The organism is Sinobaca sp. H24, from assembly GCF_023845525.1.
The window spans coordinates 88,676-106,811 of sequence record NZ_JALBWT010000005.1; the positions used below are offsets into that span (position 1 = coordinate 88,676).

Sequence of the window (18,136 nt, forward strand, 5' to 3'; positions counted from 1 at the left end):
TGACAAAGAAAGCAGGAGATGCAGATATGAAATATGTCATTATTGGCGGCGATGCGGCAGGAATGAGCGCAGCGATGCAGCTCGTCCGGAATACAAAACAGGCCGACATTACGACCCTCGAACGGGGAACCATTTATTCGTATGCCCAGTGCGGCCTTCCATACATAGCCGGGGGAGTAGTCTCAAAAACGGAGGACCTGATTGCAAGAAAAGTGGAAACCTTCCGCAGTAAATACGGAATTGACGCCCGCACGCTTCATCACGTTACAAAGGTGGATGCCCAACAGAAGACCGTTTCCGGGACGGATCTGTCCAGCGGAGATCCCTTTACGGTTTCCTACGATAAGCTTCTCGTTGCTTCCGGCGGAAGTCCGACGGTTCCGGAATGGCCCGGTACTGACAAAGAAGGTGTCCATACCGTCAAGACAATTCCAGACATCGAAAAAATTGTTAAAGAGCTGCCTTCGGTGCAGGAAACGGTTATTGTCGGCGGCGGATATATTGGATTGGAAATGGCGGAAAACCTGATCAGGAACGGTCAGAATGTCCGTATGATTCAACGGGGAAGCCGTCTCGCATCCATGTTTGATCCGGATATGGGTGACATGATCATAGATGAAGCAACAAAGCATGGAGTGACACTTCACCTGGAGGAAAACGTTACTTCCATTAATGGCCAAAGCCGCGTCTCCTCTATTTCTACGGAAAGCGGCACCTATCCGGCGGACCTGGTTATCATCGCAACCGGCCTGTCGCCGAATACTGATTTTCTGCAGGAGACCGGTGTTGAACTGTTTGATAACGGCGCCGTGGTCGTTAATAAAAAAATGGAAACGAACATAGACAGCATTTACGCAGCCGGGGACTGTGCCGTTCAATTCCACCGCATGAAAGAAAAAAATGACTATATCCCCCTTGGGACACATGCCAATAAACAAGGACGCCTCGCCGGACTTAATATGGGAGGCAATCCAAAAGAATTTAAAGGAATCAACGGCACATCCATCCTGCAGTTCTTTGATTTAACGCTTGCGCGGACAGGCCTGTCTGAGGCAGAAGCACGGGAGGAAAATATATCGTGTGCGTCAACGGTCAGCAAATCTTCCCACATCGCAGGATACTTCCCGGGTCATAAAGAGCTGACCATTAAACTTTTACATCAAAAAGAATCCAGAAAGCTCATTGGGGCCCAGGTTATCGGCGAAGCAGGCGCCGATAAGCGGATTGACGTCCTTGCAACCGCTATGTACTACGGCGCCACTATTGATGAACTGGAAGATCTCGACCTCTCCTATGCCCCTCCCTATAACGGAGTCTGGGATCCTATCCAGCAGACAGCACGCCGGGCAAAGTCCTGATTTCCAACTCCCGGCTTCTATTTTGTTACGAAAAAGCCCCTTTCCAAGGAAAGAGGCTTTTTTTTATATAATTTCTACTCGGCGGCAGATGCTTCCATAATAGCTTTAAGCCGGTCCGGCCTGCCGGGAACATCGTGGCAGTGCCGGCAGCGCGGCTCATATGATTCATCTGCTCCTACTAATATAATGGCATCTTCATAGTGCGCTGGTTTCCCATCAATCAGGCGCTGCGTTCTCGAAGCAGGAGAGCTGCATTTAGGACAGACGGCCTGCAGTTTAGTCACGTCTTCTGCGAGCGCCATTAGTTCCTGGATGGCTCCAAACGGCTCGCCCCGGAAATCCTGATCCAGGCCGGCCACTACTACTTGAATTCCTTTGTTGGCCAGCTCTTCTGTCACTGCTACGATATGCGGATCAAAAAACTGCACTTCATCCACCGCCACCATATGTGCATCTTCTTCTACTTCATTTAAAATATCGAGGGAATGAACCACAGACTTAGACCATACTTTCGATCCGTTATGCGACACTACTTCTTCTTCGCTGAACCGGTTATCTAAAGCCGGCTTAAATACAACAACGTTTAGGCTGCCATAAGACGCTCTTCTAATCCGGCGGATCAATTCCTCTGACTTTCCGGAGAACATGCTTCCGCAGATCAGTTCGACCCAGCCTTCTTTTCTCATAATATGCATTTTGCCACTCCTTATGCTTCATCCGCTTCATGCAGCTTGGCGTTTATTCTATGTAAAAGTATACTATATTTTTGTATTTATTCGGAGGTTCCCTTTCGTAAAAAAATGGGAAACTGCACCTGCCTGTGGCTTTATTTTCACTGCCGCCGGGCGCGACGGGCTTTGCAGCTGTCTTTTCTGCCAAATAAAAAAACAGGCAAGCGGCGTTCCCTTGCCTGTTTCCTATTTGTCTTACATGTTGTATTTCTTTTTAAATTTATCGATACGTCCGCCGGCATCAGCAAGCTTCTGCTTACCAGTGTAGAACGGATGAGAATCGGAACTGATTTCTACTTTCAATAGTGGGTAAGTGTTGCCATCTTCCCATTCTACTGTTTCAGAAGAACCCTTTGTAGAACCGCTCAAGAACTTAAATCCTGTGCTCGTATCCATGAATACTACCTTTTGGTAATTTGGATGAATTTCCTGTTTCATTAATTTCACTCCCTTTGCCCTAATTCTATTCGAATCAGAATTTGTAATCACACATAACGAGATTATAACAAGTCCAGCTCATTTTTTCAATGTATAATTGAAATACTTTTTATCTTCTTGCAGGAGCAGGCCGAGCTTTTGTCTTCGCTTTGTCCTTTTCCATTTCTTCAAAAAACTCGTCGTTCGTCTTTGTCTGCTTCATTCTGCGGATGAAATGGTCTACAAAATCCGGTGAATCATTCATCGTTTTACGGATCGCCCATAGGTTTTCGAGCTGTTCTTTCGATGTAAGCAGCTCTTCTTTTCTTGTGCTCGAGCGGCGGATATCGATAGCCGGGAATATTCTCCGCTCTGCCAGCTTACGATCGAGGTGAAGCTCCATGTTTCCTGTGCCCTTAAATTCTTCGTAGATCACATCATCCATGCGGGATCCCGTTTCCACCAGAGCGGTGGCAAGTATCGTCAGGCTTCCGCCTTCTTCAATATTTCTAGCTGCGCCAAAGAAGCGTTTCGGCCGGTGAAAGGCAGCTGGGTCAATACCGCCGGATAACGTTCTTCCGCTTGGCGGAATCACAAGGTTGTACGCTCTTGCCAGACGCGTAATGCTGTCCATCAGGATAATAACGTCTTTTTTATTTTCATCCAGCCTCATGGCGCGTTCGAGCACCAGCTCGGTTACTTTAATATGATTTTCCGGCACTTCATCAAACGTAGAGCTCGCAATGTCGCCTTTAACCGAACGTTCAATATCGGTTACTTCCTCCGGGCGTTCATCAATCAACAGCACAATCAGTTCCGCTTCGGGATGATTTTCTGTAATACTGTTGGCTATTTCTTTAAGCAGCGATGTTTTCCCTGCTTTAGGAGGCGCTACAATCAGCCCTCTCTGTCCAAATCCAACCGGGGTAATCAAATCGATAATCCGGGAAGAGATTCTGCCGGGGGCGTTTTCCATATTCATACGGCGGTCCGGATAAAGAGCCGTCAGAGCAGGGAAATGTGGACGCTCTTTTGAACTTTCCGGATTTTCGCCGTTGACGGCTTCGACTTGGAGCAGGCCGTGGTATCTCTCGGAATCTTTCGGCGGCCTTACCTTTCCGGATACTTTGTCTCCATTTCTAAGCTCAAAGCGGCGGATCTGCGAAGCAGAAATGTAGATGTCTTCTGAACTCGGAAGGAAGTTAATCGGACGTAGAAATCCATACCCTTCCGTCGTAATAATTTCCAGTACTCCTTCCATAAACATAAGGCCGTCTTTTTCGGCACGTCCTTTTAAAATCGCAAAAATAAGCTCTCTTTTAGTCAGCTTGCTATAATAAGAAACATTGTATTCTTTCGCTAAACGATACAGCTCTTTGAGCGTCATATTTTCCAACCCTGCTAAATTGATACTACTCAACTACGGTCACCACTTTTCTTCCATATGCCTTCCATTCAGGGCATACAGCTATAATTGTATTTTTTATGTTTATTACTGTTTGTTTTGCTTGAGAAATTGTGTAAGCAGCCGGAGATAAAAGATCTGCCCTGAAGGTGGAGGCAGCGGCTGTTCATTGACGGGAGTCTGGGAAGGAGCGGATTGCGTTCCGCTTTGCTTGCTCAAGGATTCTTATTTATTGTAACGGGGATGCCCTCCGCATGCAATCATAAATCGTTACTTTTCGTTTGAACCTTTTTCTCTATAAACACGAAAATAGAAAAAGAGCAGGACGCCAAACCCCTCCTGCTCCGTGTATTCATTTTAGCGGAACACAAAATCCGGCTTTTTCTTTTAAGTGGATTGGATGTATAGGCGGGCACCTATATAAAAAGAAAACAGAAGCTGCCCTGCTCTGATCGCATGGGCAGCTCTGTTATAAGCTTTATTAGCTTCGGTTGTTCCAATCTGCAAGGAACTGTTCGATTCCTTTGTCCGTAAGAGGATGCTTAACAAGCTGTCCGATTACTTTTGATGGAAGCGTAGCAATGTGCGCCCCTCTTCTTGCAGCTTCTGACACGTGGATCGGATGTCTGATGGAAGCTGCAATAATTTCTGTTGGGATGCCGTGAACGGTAAAGATATCGGAAATCTCATCAATCAGGTGAAGGCCGTCCTGCCCAATATCGTCCAGGCGCCCGAGGAACGGCGATACAATGTTGCTCCGGCTCTGGCTGCCAATAAGCCTGCACGCCTGAGAAACAAGCGTAACGTTTGTTTTAATGCCTTTATCGGAGAATGCTTTAACCGCTTTCAAACCTTCGAGCGTCATTGGTACTTTTACCGTAATGTTAGGTGCGATTTAGAAAGCTCAAGGCCTTCTTCAATCATGCCTTCAGCATCAAGAGCTACTACCTCTGCGCTTACTGATCCATCAACCAGGCTTGTGATTTCTTTGAGCCTGCTGTGAAAATCAACGCCTTCCTTTGCAACAAGCGAAGGATTTGTCGTAACCCCTGCTAGTATACCAAGATCATTGGCTTCTTTTATTTGGTCTAAATTTGCTGTATCGATAAAAAACTTCATAAAATGACTCCCCCATTCGATTGATAATTCTAATAATACAGATATAATAACGCTGTCATAATTCTGAATAAAAGAATCTCTTTAAAAATGATAACTGTATTTAGTAAAAAAGAAAAGAGCTGACAGTAAAAGACGCATACAATATGCTGGTGCCTTTTTACATGTCAGCTCTTCTTTAAAATGTTTAATTATGCTTTATTAGAAGAACCAAATTCCTGCATTTTGCCTTTTACAGTTGTCTTGATTGCATCGCGTGCAGGTCCAAGATATTTACGCGGATCATACTGCTCCGGCTGTGCAGCAAGAGTGTCACGTACTGCCTGTGCAGAAGTGATCTGGCTCTCTGTGTTTACGTTCACTTTAGCGTGACCGAAACGGATTGCTTTTTTCACGTCGTCTGTTGGAATACCAGTACCGCCGTGAAGAACAAGCGGAATGCCGCCGATCATCTGATTGATTTCTTCCATACGGTCAAAGCCAAGGTTCGGCTCGCCTTTATAAGGGCCGTGTACAGATCCAAGAGCAGCTGCAAGGCAGTCTACGCCGGTCTGTTCTACAAGCTCTTTGCACTCAGAAGGAATAGCATAAGCTGCTTCCGCATCATCAACGATCAAGTCGTCTTCCTGTCCGCCGACGCGTCCAAGCTCTGCTTCAACAGATACGCCTACAGAATGAGCTACGTCTACTACACGCTTTGTAATAGCGATATTTTCTTCAAGCGGGTGATGGGATCCGTCAATCATAACAGACGTAAAGCCTGCTTTAATTGCCTGTACGCAGCTTTCAAAGCTGGAACCGTGGTCCAGGTGAATAGCTACAGGAACAGTTACATTGTAAGCTTTAATGTAAGCTTTTACCATATCTACAACAAACTCAAACCCTCCCATATAACGGGCGGCACCTTCGGATACACCACAGATTACCGGAGATTTCTCCTCTTCTGCAGCCTGAAGGATGGCTTGTGTGAATTCCATATTATTTAAGTTAAATTGACCTACAGCATAATTCTCTGCTTTTGCTGTTTCCAGCATTTCTTTCATTGATACTAAAGGCATGTTGGTCCTCCCTCTTCCATTGAACAATATTTCCAGCAGAACAGTATTTCTTTAAAAAGAAATCGTGAAACAGGCTGTTCTGTTGGTTTCTGTTTGTATTATAGCATATCATAATAAAAATTCATCTGCCCGCCTTAAATGAGAACGGTTACTTCTTGAAAAAAGATAAAAACCGCCCGTTTATTAAGATTCCAGATGAAGTTTTACCTTTTCTCGAATCGTGGAAATATCAAAAGGCTTGGCAAAATGATCCGTAATACCGAGTTCTTTTGCCTCCATCATCATCTGCTCTTCGCCGAAAGCCGTCATTAAAATAACTTTAATATCTGACTGAATTTCACGATTTTTCATTTCCCTCATGATCTCCAGACCGCTCATGCCTGGTATCCGCATGTCAAGAAGCATAAGATCCGGCTTTTCCTGCTGCACCAGCTCGAGTGCCCCTTCTCCGTTAGCTGACTGAAAGATCTCGAATCCATCTTTTTTGAGCACTTCTTTAAGAAGAACTCTTATACCGTATTGATCATCTACAATTAGAATTTTTTTCATTTGAACAAACTCCTAACCTGGTGCCTATACATATCTTTTCACGCCCAGCCGCTTCATTAAACGTACCGCTTTTCATTTCGGCCTGCATCCTGCACAATAGAAATCTGACTGTATTGAAAAAGGAGAGATACGATGAAGATATTTGCCACCCAGCTGCAGGGGATCTTTCAGTCGATTGCGTCTAAACAGGAAGAAGCATTCGAAGATGCCTCCCGGCTGCTTTTGCAGGCGGTTTCGGGTACAGGCACGCTTTACATAGCTGCCGCTCCACCGCTCAAAGGCACAGCCGTTTCTCTATGCAGCCATCCTGATGCACCGGAAGGTCTCGTTTTTACGGAAGACATTCCATCCGGAATGCAGGAAGCGGACCGTCTGCTTCTGCTCGCTGACCAGGAGAGCAGCAACATGCTGTCCTGGCGGGAGGCAGCCGTCCATGCTTCAGCTTCCTCTGTTATTATCGGACCTGCCTCTGCTCAGGAGAATACAGAACTTGAAGCACTTGATGTATGGCTGGCCACCTTTGTGCGCGGCGGAATGGTTCCGACAGAGACCGGTGAAAAACAAGGGGATCCCTCGTCTCTTGCCACCCTTTTCACCGGTCAGCTTTTGTTTTTATACATGCAGGAAATGCTTGAGGAATTATCATCCTAAAAAAGGAGCCTCCCTAAGGGGACAGCTCCTTTTTTTATATCTATTATTATTTTCCGAGAGAGGCTTTAATAAAGTCTCTGAACAATGGCTGGGGACGTGTAGGTCTTGATACAAATTCCGGATGGAACTGAGAAGCCACAAAGTAAGGATGATCGGCGAGCTCAATAATTTCCACCAGGCGTCCGTCAGGACTTGTACCGCTGAAAATAAATCCGGCAGATTCCAGCTGTTCCCGGTAGGAGTTACTGAATTCATAACGGTGACGGTGTCTTTCATATACGACTTCTTCTCCGTATGCTTCCTTTGCCTTCGTGCCTTCTTTTAACTTGCAGGGATACAGGCCAAGACGAAGGGTTCCACCGAGATCTTCCACATCTTTCTGCTCCGGCAGCAGATCAATAACCGGATCTTTTGCATGAGGATGCAGTTCCGCAGAACCTGCTTCCGGCAGGCCTGCTACGTTGCGGGCAAATTCAACAGAAGCGAGCTGCATGCCAAGGCAGATACCAAAGAATGGCACGTTGTTTTCACGGGCATGCTGAATAGCAAAGATTTTTCCATCAATGCCGCGGTCCCCAAATCCGCCCGGCACAAGAATACCGTCCACACCGGAAAGAGTCTCTGCAGCATTTTCGCTTGTAATATTCTCTGAATTAATCCAGCTGATTTTCACGTCGGCATCAAAGGCATATCCGGCGTGCTTTAATGATTCGGCTACAGAAAGGTATGCATCCGGCAGCGCTACATATTTACCAACAAGCGCAATATTCACGGTGCCGGAAAGGTTACGTACACGGTTAACCAGTTCTTTCCATTCCGTCATGTCTGCTTCTTTTGCGTCTAAATGCAGGTAGTCGCATACAATCTGGTCAAGATTCTGCTTCTGAAGCTCAAGCGGCACTTTATAAAGCGTGTCCGCATCCTGGCATTCGATAACAGCATTTTTGTTAATGTCACAGAAAAGCGCAATCTTTTCTTTCATTTCCTGCGGCACCGGTTTTTCGGTTCGTACGACAATAATATTCGGCTGAATACCCAGGCTTCTCAGTTCTTTTACACTATGCTGGGTAGGCTTGGACTTCATTTCTCCCGCCGCAGAGAGGTAGGGGATCAGCGTACAGTGAAGATACAGCACGTTTTCCACGCCGACGTCGCTTTTGATCTGGCGGATTGCTTCCAGGAAAGGCAGGCTTTCAATATCACCGACCGTGCCTCCGATTTCTGTAATCACTACATCCGCTCCGGTCTCCCGGCTGGCTCTGTACACCCGCTCTTTTATTTCATTTGTTACATGAGGGATAACCTGAACTGTTCCGCCCAGATAGTCTCCACGGCGCTCTTTACGGATAACAGAAGAATATATTTTTCCGGTAGTGACGTTACTGTTCTGACTTAGGTTAATATCAATAAAACGCTCGTAGTGTCCAAGATCCAGATCCGTCTCTGCGCCGTCATCAGTTACGAATACTTCTCCGTGCTGATACGGGCTCATTGTACCGGGATCCACGTTAATATACGGGTCAAATTTTTGGATTGTTACACTCAGTCCCCGGTTTTTCAACAGTCTTCCTAATGATGCTGCCGTAATCCCTTTTCCAAGCGAAGATACAACGCCGCCTGTTACAAAAATATATTTACTCGCCATCCCTCAATCTACTCCTTTTTATGTTAACTTCTTTCTATAAATGATTTCATGCTGTGCCTGTAAGGGGGCATGAAAACAAAAAAAAGCAAAAGCGACACCTCACCCTCGGGAGGGGCGCCCTTTTGCTTGTTCGTCATTAACGTCAACGTTATGCATGAATTGATTCGTTCTCGTAAAGCCCAAAAATGATTTTACCTAGCCTTTGAATAAAAGTCAAGGAGGTAACTCCTGAATCCTATTCTTCGATTTCGTCCGGCACTTTTGGTTTCTTTACGTTTCCAAATCCGTCTAAGTTGTCTTCGTCTTCGTCAGCGTCTTCCTTGTCGGAGTAGTCATCCAGATCATCTTTGATGTCTTCAAGATCATCATCAGACTCTACATCCTCTTCCAGTTCAAAATCATCATCTGCAGGCTTCTTCGGTTTCACGGTATCACTAAGCTCTTCATCACTCTGGTCAAGAGAATACCATTCTCTAAGGCCCCAGTGGTTTTCGCCTAAATGAATAAAACGGCCATCTAAATTAAAAGCTGTAAACAGCTTTGTTCTGCGGCGGCTTGTTTCTTCGTGGTTCAAACCTTTCAGATCGACAATGCGATTGAATAACTGCTGGTAATCATATGGCTTTTTTTCCTCGTTCAATAATACAAAAGCCAACTCAATAGCGGACATTTCGACGATTTGTTCTTCCGTAAAATCGCGGATGCTCACTGGCCGCACATCCTTTCAGAAAGTATTCTTGCTGCCGGGTCAGATTCTTTATAATTCCATCTGCACCGTTAAAATCATACTTTCCATTATAAACATATTTCCTTTTAATTTACCAGCTGTTTGATAAGGAATCTTAAAAATTACATATTTCGACGGTATTGGCCGCCTACTTCATACAATGCATGGGTGATCTGACCAAGACTTGCCGTACGGACTGTTTCCATAAGCTCTGCAAATACATTGCCTCCGGAAACAGCCGTCTCCTGAAGCCGCCTCAGCGCCTCCGGGGCCGTCGCTTCATGCTTTTGCTGAAATGCGCGGAGAGCGGCGATCTGGCTGTCTTTTTCTTCTTTATCTGCGCGGGCCAGCTCCATATCAAACACGGTTTCCTCTTTTTCAGGGGCCAGATACGTATTGACCCCGATGATCGGCAGCTCGCCTGTATGCTTTTTCATTTCATAATACATGGATTCTTCCTGGATTTTCCCTCGCTGATACTGGGTTTCCATGGCGCCGAGTACACCGCCCCTGTCATCAATGCGGCTCATTTCCTGGAGCACCGCTTCTTCTACCAGCTCCGTCAGTTCTTCTAAAATGAAAGAACCCTGAGTCGAATTTTCGTTTTTGGCCAGCCCGAGCTCTTTTGTAATAATCATCTGAATCGCCATGGCCCGGCGGACCGAACTTTCTGTCGGCGTGGTTACTGCTTCGTCATAGGCATTCGTATGAAGCGAATTGCAGTTGTCATAAATAGCGAGAAGTGCCTGAAGTGTCGTGCGGATGTCGTTAAAGTCCACTTCCTGAGCGTGCAGGGAACGGCCTGAGGTCTGCACATGGTACTTCAGCTTCTGGCTTCGTTCATTGCCGCCGTACTTTTCTTTCATTACGACAGCCCAGATTCTGCGGGCCACCCTTCCGATAACGGCATACTCTGCATCGAGTCCGTTGCTGAAAAAGAAGGAGAGATTCGCCGCAAATTCATCTATATCCATGCCGCGGCTCAAATAATATTCTACATAGGTAAACGCATTGGACAGCGTAAACGCGACCTGGCTGATCGGATTGGCTCCGGCTTCCGCAATATGATAGCCCGAAATCGATACGGAATAGTAGTTACGCACTTTATTATCAATAAAGTACTGCTGAATATCCCCCATCATCCGCAGGGCAAATTCCGTTGAAAAAATACACGTGTTCTGGCCCTGGTCTTCTTTTAAAATATCAGCCTGAACCGTCCCACGTACTGTCGCAAGCGTTTCCGCCCTGATCTGCTGCTTCTCTTCATCCGAAGCCGGGCGTCCTTCTTTTTCTGCAAACAACTCTATCTGCTGGTCTACGGCGGTATTCATGAACATAGCCAGAATAATAGGTGCCGGACCGTTAATCGTCATAGACACAGAGGTGGACGGCGAAATCAGGTCAAATCCTTCATAGAGTTTCTTCATGTCTTCGAGCGTACAGATGCTCACTCCGCTTTCTCCCACTTTTCCGTAAATGTCCGGACGCTCGTCCGGGTCTTCTCCATATAAAGTAACGGAATCAAACGCAGTGCTCAGCCTTTTCGCCTCATCATCCTGGGACAGATAATGAAACCTCCGGTTCGTCCGTGCAGGCGTGCCTTCGCCGGCGAACTGCCGTTTCGGGTCCTCACCTTTGCGTTTAAATGGAAATACACCGGCAGTAAACGGAAACGATCCAGGAATGTTTTCAAGCATCTGCCATTCTGCGATCGCTCCCCAATCTTTGAAACGGGGAAGCGCGACACGTTTTACTTTTAAACCGGAGAGCGTTTCTACATTTAGTTCCGTTACAATTTCCCTGCCGCGGGATTTTGAAGTAAATGTGTCGCCGTTATAGGCTGCTTTTACATCTTCCCAGCCGTCAAGAAGCCTTTTCACTTCCGGATCAAGCTGTTTTTCTATCTGCCCCTTTATTTCTTCAAGCTCCTGCATCGTGCCGCCGTTCTGTTCAAGAAGACGCAGCGTACCGTCAATCTGGAACAGCTTTCTCGCGGTTTCCCCCTGCTCGGCCGCATGCTGCTTATAGCCCCGCACCGTCTGAACAATTTCCCGTAGATACGGGGTACGATCTGCAGGGATAATCATATCTTTTTTGCCGGTTTCCCGGGTGATATCTATCGTTGTATGCCAGTCTACGTCGCACTTTTTTTCAATAGACTGAATGATTTCGGAAAAAAGGATATTCGTGCCGGGGTCATTAAACTGGCTCGCTATCGTTCCGTAGACAGGCATTTCTTCTGTCCGCCGGTCGAACCACTCCCGGCTGCGCTGATATTGTTTCCTAACGTCCCGGAGCGCATCTTCCGAGCCTTTGCGGTCAAATTTATTAATGGAAATCACATCAGCGAAATCAATCATATCTATTTTTTCCAGCTGGGACGGGGCACCGAATTCGCTCGTCATTACGTAAAGCGACACATCCGCGATTTCGGCAATTTCAGCATCACCCTGTCCGATACCGCTTGTTTCGACAATAATCAGGTCAAATTCTGCCGCTTTGGCCACCTGAATGGCATCCCGGAGGCTGCTCGACGTTTCTGTTTTAGAACTTCTGGTGGCAAGGCTCCTCATGAAAACCCGCGGATGATGAATGGCATTCATCCGGATCCGGTCCCCGAGCAGGGCGCCGCCTGTTTTCTGCTTGGTCGGATCTATGGATAAAATTGCGATGGATTTATCGGTAAATTCCCGCAGGAACCGGCGCACGAGCTCATCAGTTAATGAACTTTTCCCGGCGCCCCCTGTTCCTGTAATACCAAGCACTGGATATGTTCCTTCATTGTGCTGTATAGACAGCAGCGCTTCTTTCCAGGGGCCTGTACGAAGGTTCTCGTTTTCAGCCACCGTCATAAAACGGGCGACGGCCTGGTCATTTTTTTCTTTAATATCGCTGAGCGAAAATACCTGATTCGACGCTGCCGGAAAATCGCATTCTTCGAGCATTTGGCTGATCATACCGCGCAGGCCGAAGGTTCTTCCATCATCCGGAGAAAAAATATGAGCGATTCCGTATTCGTGAAGCTCTTTAATTTCAGGAGGGTTGATAACCCCTCCCCCTCCGCCGTAAATACGGATATGACCGGCTCCTTTTTCCTGAAGAAGGTCGTAGCAGTATTTAAAGTATTCCATGTGTCCGCCCTGATAAGAAGAAATCGCAATACCCTGAACATCTTCCTGTATGGAAGCGTTTACAATTTCTTCAACAGAACGATTATGCCCTAAATGAATCACTTCTGCCCCCCTGCCTGAAGAAGGCGCCTCATAATATTAATCGAGGCGTCATGTCCATCAAACAGGCTGGAAGCAGTCACAAACCGTACCGGATTTTTTAATGTATGCATCTCCTGTACTGCCATGCTGCATTCCTCCGTTTCTAAACTACTTTGCTTCCACTGTCAGGCTGGAAAGCAGCAGTTTGCTTTGCACAGCCGTATATTCTGATAACGTGCAGGCTTTCTGCACGGTCCAGCGCCTAAATGTCCACATCTGTCCGGCCACCATAATATTATTAGCCAGTATTTCCATTTCCGTCGGATCAAGAGGCGCGATGCTGCCCTGTTCCGATGCTTCACGAACAGCGCTTTCTACGAGTGCTGTCATTTCTGCTTCCTTTTTTAACACATAAGACAACGATTCTTTTGGAAGAGATTTGGCTTCCTGGTACATGATGAGCACTTCATCCTGCATTTCGTCCATCACTTTAAAAAGTGAAGCAATAACCTGCCTGAGCCGGTCCATCCCTGCTTCATTTTTTGCAAGGTGGGCGTCCAGACGGGTCCTTACTTCTTCATATATCGAATCGCAGACCAGATAGAGAACATCTTCTTTAGAGCCGATGTATTCATACAGCGTACCGATGCTGAAGCCGGCTTCCTTTGCCATTTCCCTCGTCGTCGTGCGATGAAAGCCTTTTTCCTTAAAAAGCTTTACCGCTCCTTTAATCAGCTGTTCTCTTCTTATTTGTATGAGCTGCTCATCTTTTACCATTGAAGGCACTTTTTTCTTCTGCATGCTTCTCCTCCTGTATTTATCAGTCGCTGAGCAGCATTTTACCAATAACGAGACGCTGGACTTCATTTGTCCCTTCGTAAATCTGGGTGATTTTAGCATCTCTCATGTACCGCTCGACTGGATAATCTTTCGTGTATCCGTAGCCTCCGAATACCTGAACTGCTTCTATCGTAACATCCATCGCCGAATCACCTGCAAACAGCTTCGACATCGCCGATTCTTTTCCATACGAAATTCCTTCGCTTTCGTTCCAGGCTGCCTGATAAGTAAGCAGTCGGGAGGCCTCTACTTTAACTGCCATATCCGCGAGCTTAAATGAAATACCTGCATGCTGGCAATCGGCTTTCCGAACTGCTTTCGTTCTTTCGCATAGTCAACAGCAGCATCCAGTGCGCCCTGCGCTATTCCCACCGCCTGGGCGGCAATGCCGTTGCGTCCGCCGTCGAGGGTTTTCATCGCAATGGCAAATCCCTGACCTTCCTGTCCAAGCAGGTTTTCTTCCGGCACCCGGCAGTCTTCAAATATAATTTCGGTAGTGGGTGAGGAGCGGATGCCGAGCTTTTTTTCTTTCTTTCCGACTGAAAAACCGGGAAAGTTTTTTTCTACGATAAACGCACTCACGCCTTTATGTTTGAGAGCCGGATCTGTTACCGCAAACACAATATAAACATCTGCTTCGCCTCCGTTTGTGATAAATATCTTGGAGCCGTTCAGGATGTACTCCCCGTTTTCTTTTCTGGCTGTTGTTTTCATCGCGGCAGCATCGGACCCGGAGCCTGGCTCTGTCAGCCCATAGGCTCCCATCATGTCACCGGCAGCCATCGCTGTTAAATACTTCTGTTTTTGTTCCTCTGTTCCATAAGTATAAACCGGCCAGCCTGCTAAGGAAAGGTGTGCTGATAAAGTCACGCCCGTTGAGGCGCAGACTCTGGAAAGCTCTTCTACGGCAATCACGTAGCTTACGTAGTCGCCCCCTATACCTCCGTATTCTTCCGGCCACGGTATACCGGTAAGTCCGAGCTCTGCCATCTTATTAAAAATGCTGCGGTCAAACCGCTCTTCTTCGTCCCGCTCTTCTGCGGTCGGTGCTACTTCTTTTTTAGCAAAATCGCGCACCATTTTTCTGATCATCTGCTGTTCTTCTGTGAGTCCAAAGTCCATTTCTCTCTCTCCTTTTTATGCCATCAGGCTTTTTCCAATTACTACCCGCTGTATCTCACTCGTTCCTTCATAAATCTCGCATACTTTGGCATCACGGAAAAAGCGTTCCACCGGATATTCTTTCGTATAGCCATAGCCTCCGAATACCTGGACCGCTTCCACTGATACGTCTACAGCCGTTTTGGAGGCAAACAACTTGGTCATCGAGGTCGACTGTGCGGTCGCTTTTCCTTTTTCATAGGCATCGGCTGCCTGATACACGAGAAGCCGGGCCGCTTCCACTTTTGTAGCCATGTCGGCTAGTTTGAAGCTGATACCCTGCATCGAGCCAATCGGCTTCCCGAACTGTCTGCGTTCTTTAGCGTAGGCGACGGAAGCTTCGAGAGCCGCTTCCGCTATGCCCAGCGACTGTGCGGCAATGCCGATCCGTCCTGCATAAAGGTTTGATAAGGCAATCGAAAACCCTTCGCCTTCTTTTCCGAGAAGGTTTTCAACAGGTACTTCACATTGATCCAGGATAATTTCGCAGGTGTTGGATCCGTGCATGCCCATTTTCCGTTCTTTTTTCCCTACAGAGAAGCCCGGAAAGTTTTTTTCGACAATAAATGCGCTGATTCCCTTTGCCTCGGTGCCGGGCGAGGTAGATGCGAACACAATATAGGTGTCCGCGGCTCCCGCATTGGTAATGAACACTTTGGAACCGTTCAGCACGTACCGGCCGTCTTTCTTTTCTGCTGTTGTTTTTAAGCTGGACGCGTCACTTCCGGAGCCTGCTTCTGTTAGAGCAAATGCTCCAAGATACTCTCCCGATGCAAGCTTGGGGAGATAATGTGCTTTCTGTTCGTCTGTCCCAAAATGAACGATCGGCGTCGTGCCCACAGAGGTGTGTACCGATAAAATAACGCCAAGTGCCGCACTTTTTTTGGATATTTCATGAATTGCCAGAATGTAGGATGGGAAGTCCATTCCTGCTCCGCCCCATTCTTCAGCGATCGGGATTCCCATAAAGCCCAGTCCAGCCATTTTCTGCACCAGCTCGGCCGGAAAGCGGTCTTCTTCTTCCATACGTGCTACTTCAGGAGCTACTTCCTTTTCAGCGAACTGTCTGGCTGTTTTCCGCATCATCTGCTGTTCGTCCGTCCATCGAAGATTCATTTTTCCGCCCCTATTCTTTAGTTGTATTCATAAAACCCGCGTCCCGTCTTTTTGCCGAGCCATCCGGCTTTTACGTATTTACGCAGCAGCGGACAAGGACGATATTTGTCTTCGCCCCGCCCTTCGTGCAGAATTTCCATAATATACAGGCACGTATCAAGTCCGATAAAATCAGCAAGCTCCAGCGGCCCCATTGGATGATTCATACCAAGCTTCATGACGTTATCAATTCCTTCCACATCAGCTGTTCCTTCATGCAGCGTAAACACTGCTTCGTTAATCATCGGCATTAAAATCCTGTTGGCCGCAAAACCCGGCGAATCCTGAACCTCGACCGCTGTTTTCTGCAGTGTTTGAATCACGTCCATAACAGCTTTAGTCGTTTCTCCGCTTGTAGCCAGGCCGCGGATGACTTCGACAAGCTTCATAACAGGTACCGGATTCATAAAATGCATTCCGATGACCCGGTCGGGTCTTGTCGTTTCAGCTGCAATCTCGGTAATGGGAAGAGAAGACGTGTTGGTCGCCAAAATAGCGGTTTCCTGCGCTTCCTCATTGAGCTGGGCAAAAATCGCTTTTTTATCTCCATTTTTTCAGAAGCGGCTTCGATAATTAATTCGGCCCCGGCCACATCACTTAAGGCGTAAGAAGCATGCAGATTCCCCATTGTCTTTTCCTGGTCTCCCGCTGTAATTCTGCCTTTTGCTGCATTTCGCTCCAGGCGTTTCTGAATCGATTCGAGCCCTTTTTCCACCTGTTTTTCGCTGATATCGTATAAATACACCTTGTAGCCGGCTTCTGCATACACCTGGGCAATGCCTGACCCCATCTGCCCTGCGCCAATTACGGCTATTGTTTTTATATTCATAGCATCCTCCTGTTAGTCAACTCTGATTAAAACGGCATCTCCCTGGCCTCCGCCGCTGCATATTGCTGCAATTCCAAGGCCTCCGCCCCTGCGCTTTAATGCATGAGCGAGGGTGAGAATAATCCGGGCACCGCTGGCTCCAATCGGATGGCCCAGCGCTACCGCTCCTCCGTTAATATTGATTTTATTTTCATCCAGACCGGCTATATCACTGCTGACCAGCGCTACAGCGGCAAATGCTTCGTTTATTTCAAATAGATCGATATCTTCCGGCTTGTAACCCGTTTTCTGCAGCAGCTTTTGAATTACGAGTCCCGGCGTTTTAGGAAAAAGCTCCGCCTCTACTGCCAGAGCGGTGTGCGCTTCAATCCAGGCAAGAGGCTGTGTTCTTCTCGCTTCCGCTTCTTTTCCACTCATTAATACCATCGCACATGCCCCGTCGTTCACACCGGGAGCATTTCCAGCTGTAATCGTTCCGCTTTTGGAAAAAATAGGGGGCAGCCCCCTCAGGCCTTCCAGCGTTGTGTTTCTTCGAGGTGCTTCATCATCAAGCACCGTCAGAGGTTCCTGTTTCTTCTGCGGCACGCCAACTCCTATTATTTCTTCGGCCAGCCAGCCGTTATCTATTGCAGCCGCGGCACGGACATGACTTCTAAGCGCCCACTCATCCTGGCGCTCCCTTGTAATATTGTAGCTGTCAGCAACCTCTCCCCCGTAAACGCCCATATGAACGTCCCGGAATGAACAAGTCAGCCCGTCATGAACCATCATATCCTTGAGAGCTGTATTTCCCATCCGCGTTCCCCATCTGGCCGTATCGGAAAAATAAGGAGCGTTACTCATCGATTCCATTCCGCCGCTGATGACGAGGCTTTTGTCACCGGCTCTAATCATCTGATCACCGAGTGTAAGACTCCGCATCCCGGAGGCACAGACCTTATTTATCGTTTCTGTTTCGGTTTCCCAGGGAAGTCCGGCATATCTTGCCGCCTGCCGGGACGGAAGCTGGCCCTGGCCTCCCTGCAGCACATTTCCCATCAGCACTTCTTCTACTTCTTTTGCGTCGATTCCGGCCCTTTCCAGCGCTCCTTTAATAGCTTCACCCCCCAGGCTGCTTGCCGGAAGTGGCTGCAGGGCTCCTCCGAATCTGCCAAAAGGTGTTCTCGCACCGCCAATAATTGCTGTTTTTTCCATTTTATCCGTCTCCTTGCTTTTTATTGAGCGAACGCTCGCTCATTTAATTGAAAGCGTTTTCTTTATTATAAATGTATAAGAATTCTGC

The 18,136-nt window shown here is 47.3% G+C and carries 16 protein-coding genes and 2 pseudogenes; 2 read left to right on the top strand and 16 right to left on the bottom strand.

Annotation, left to right across the window (positions count from 1 at the left end; genetic code table 11):
* Positions 1-26 precede the first annotated feature (26 nt).
* Positions 27-1,358 carry an FAD-dependent oxidoreductase gene (locus MMY81_RS09200; protein WP_252312600.1) on the top strand — a complete coding sequence of 444 codons (1,332 nt, stop codon included), beginning with the start codon at positions 27-29 and terminating at the stop codon, positions 1,356-1,358.
* 74 nt (positions 1,359-1,432) lie between these two features.
* Here the strand turns inward: MMY81_RS09200 and MMY81_RS09205 are convergent, their stop codons facing one another.
* From MMY81_RS09205 to MMY81_RS09230, 7 genes are all read right to left on the bottom strand, one after another.
* A complete protein-coding gene (locus MMY81_RS09205; RefSeq protein ID WP_252312601.1) occupies positions 1,433-2,053 on the bottom strand; it encodes a thymidine kinase in 621 nt (206 codons plus the stop codon).
* Between the two features lie 231 nt (positions 2,054-2,284).
* Entirely contained in the window at positions 2,285-2,527 is a 243-nt protein-coding gene (locus MMY81_RS09210; RefSeq protein ID WP_120191495.1) for a type B 50S ribosomal protein L31, read from the bottom strand.
* A 109-nt stretch (positions 2,528-2,636) separates the two neighbouring features.
* The gene (gene rho / locus MMY81_RS09215) at positions 2,637-3,926 is read right to left on the bottom strand and encodes a transcription termination factor Rho (protein ID WP_252312602.1); all 1,290 of its coding nucleotides are present in this window, start codon (positions 3,924-3,926) and stop codon (positions 2,637-2,639) included.
* 466 nt (positions 3,927-4,392) lie between these two features.
* Positions 4,393-4,776 carry a transaldolase family protein gene (locus MMY81_RS35110; RefSeq protein WP_374561594.1) on the bottom strand — a complete coding sequence of 128 codons (384 nt, stop codon included), beginning with the start codon at positions 4,774-4,776 and terminating at the stop codon, positions 4,393-4,395.
* Positions 4,777-4,784: 8 nt separating this feature from the next.
* Positions 4,785-5,030, bottom strand: a complete 246-nt coding sequence (locus MMY81_RS35115; RefSeq protein WP_374561596.1) for a transaldolase family protein — start codon at positions 5,028-5,030, stop codon at positions 4,785-4,787.
* Between the two features lie 188 nt (positions 5,031-5,218).
* Positions 5,219-6,085: a class II fructose-1,6-bisphosphate aldolase gene (gene fba / locus MMY81_RS09225; protein ID WP_252312603.1), complete on the bottom strand. Its 867-nt coding sequence runs from the start codon at positions 6,083-6,085 to the stop codon at positions 5,219-5,221.
* 183 nt (positions 6,086-6,268) lie between these two features.
* Complete coding sequence (locus tag MMY81_RS09230; protein ID WP_252312604.1) at positions 6,269-6,634, bottom strand: response regulator; 366 nt, start codon at positions 6,632-6,634, stop codon at positions 6,269-6,271.
* A gap of 132 nt (positions 6,635-6,766) precedes the next feature.
* Here MMY81_RS09230 and MMY81_RS09235 point away from each other — a divergent pair, with 132 nt between their 5' ends.
* Complete coding sequence (locus MMY81_RS09235) at positions 6,767-7,285, top strand: DUF2529 family protein (protein ID WP_252312605.1); 519 nt, start codon at positions 6,767-6,769, stop codon at positions 7,283-7,285.
* Between the two features lie 46 nt (positions 7,286-7,331).
* On the opposite strand, the gene MMY81_RS09240 is transcribed toward MMY81_RS09235, so the two are convergent.
* The 9 genes and pseudogenes from MMY81_RS09240 to MMY81_RS09275 all read right to left on the bottom strand — a co-directional run bounded on the left by MMY81_RS09240 (position 7,332) and on the right by MMY81_RS09275 (position 18,048).
* Complete coding sequence (locus MMY81_RS09240; protein WP_252312606.1) at positions 7,332-8,930, bottom strand: CTP synthase; 1,599 nt, start codon at positions 8,928-8,930, stop codon at positions 7,332-7,334.
* Between the two features lie 235 nt (positions 8,931-9,165).
* Positions 9,166-9,639, bottom strand: coding sequence for a DNA-directed RNA polymerase subunit delta (gene rpoE, locus MMY81_RS09245; RefSeq protein WP_252312607.1), 474 nt, complete (start codon positions 9,637-9,639; stop codon positions 9,166-9,168).
* A 140-nt stretch (positions 9,640-9,779) separates the two neighbouring features.
* Positions 9,780-12,890 carry a fused isobutyryl-CoA mutase/GTPase IcmF gene (gene icmF, locus MMY81_RS09250; RefSeq protein ID WP_374561598.1) on the bottom strand — a complete coding sequence of 1,037 codons (3,111 nt, stop codon included), beginning with the start codon at positions 12,888-12,890 and terminating at the stop codon, positions 9,780-9,782.
* Positions 12,887-13,015 (bottom strand): hypothetical protein, encoded by a 129-nt coding sequence (locus tag MMY81_RS35120; protein WP_374561599.1) that lies wholly within the window; start codon positions 13,013-13,015, stop codon positions 12,887-12,889. The genes icmF and MMY81_RS35120 overlap by 4 nt, the downstream gene beginning before the upstream one ends.
* 22 nt (positions 13,016-13,037) lie before the next feature.
* Positions 13,038-13,670 carry a TetR/AcrR family transcriptional regulator gene (locus MMY81_RS09255; RefSeq protein ID WP_120191485.1) on the bottom strand — a complete coding sequence of 211 codons (633 nt, stop codon included), beginning with the start codon at positions 13,668-13,670 and terminating at the stop codon, positions 13,038-13,040.
* Positions 13,671-13,689: 19 nt separating this feature from the next.
* Positions 13,690-14,831, bottom strand: a pseudogene (locus MMY81_RS09260) (acyl-CoA dehydrogenase).
* A 15-nt stretch (positions 14,832-14,846) separates the two neighbouring features.
* On the bottom strand, positions 14,847-15,986 hold the full coding sequence (locus MMY81_RS09265; protein ID WP_252312608.1) for an acyl-CoA dehydrogenase: 1,140 nt from the start codon (positions 15,984-15,986) through the stop codon (positions 14,847-14,849).
* 17 nt (positions 15,987-16,003) lie between these two features.
* A pseudogene (locus MMY81_RS09270) lies at positions 16,004-16,854 on the bottom strand (3-hydroxybutyryl-CoA dehydrogenase).
* Positions 16,855-16,866: 12 nt separating this feature from the next.
* Positions 16,867-18,048, bottom strand: coding sequence for an acetyl-CoA C-acetyltransferase (locus MMY81_RS09275; protein ID WP_252312609.1), 1,182 nt, complete (start codon positions 18,046-18,048; stop codon positions 16,867-16,869).
* Positions 18,049-18,136 lie beyond the last annotated feature (88 nt).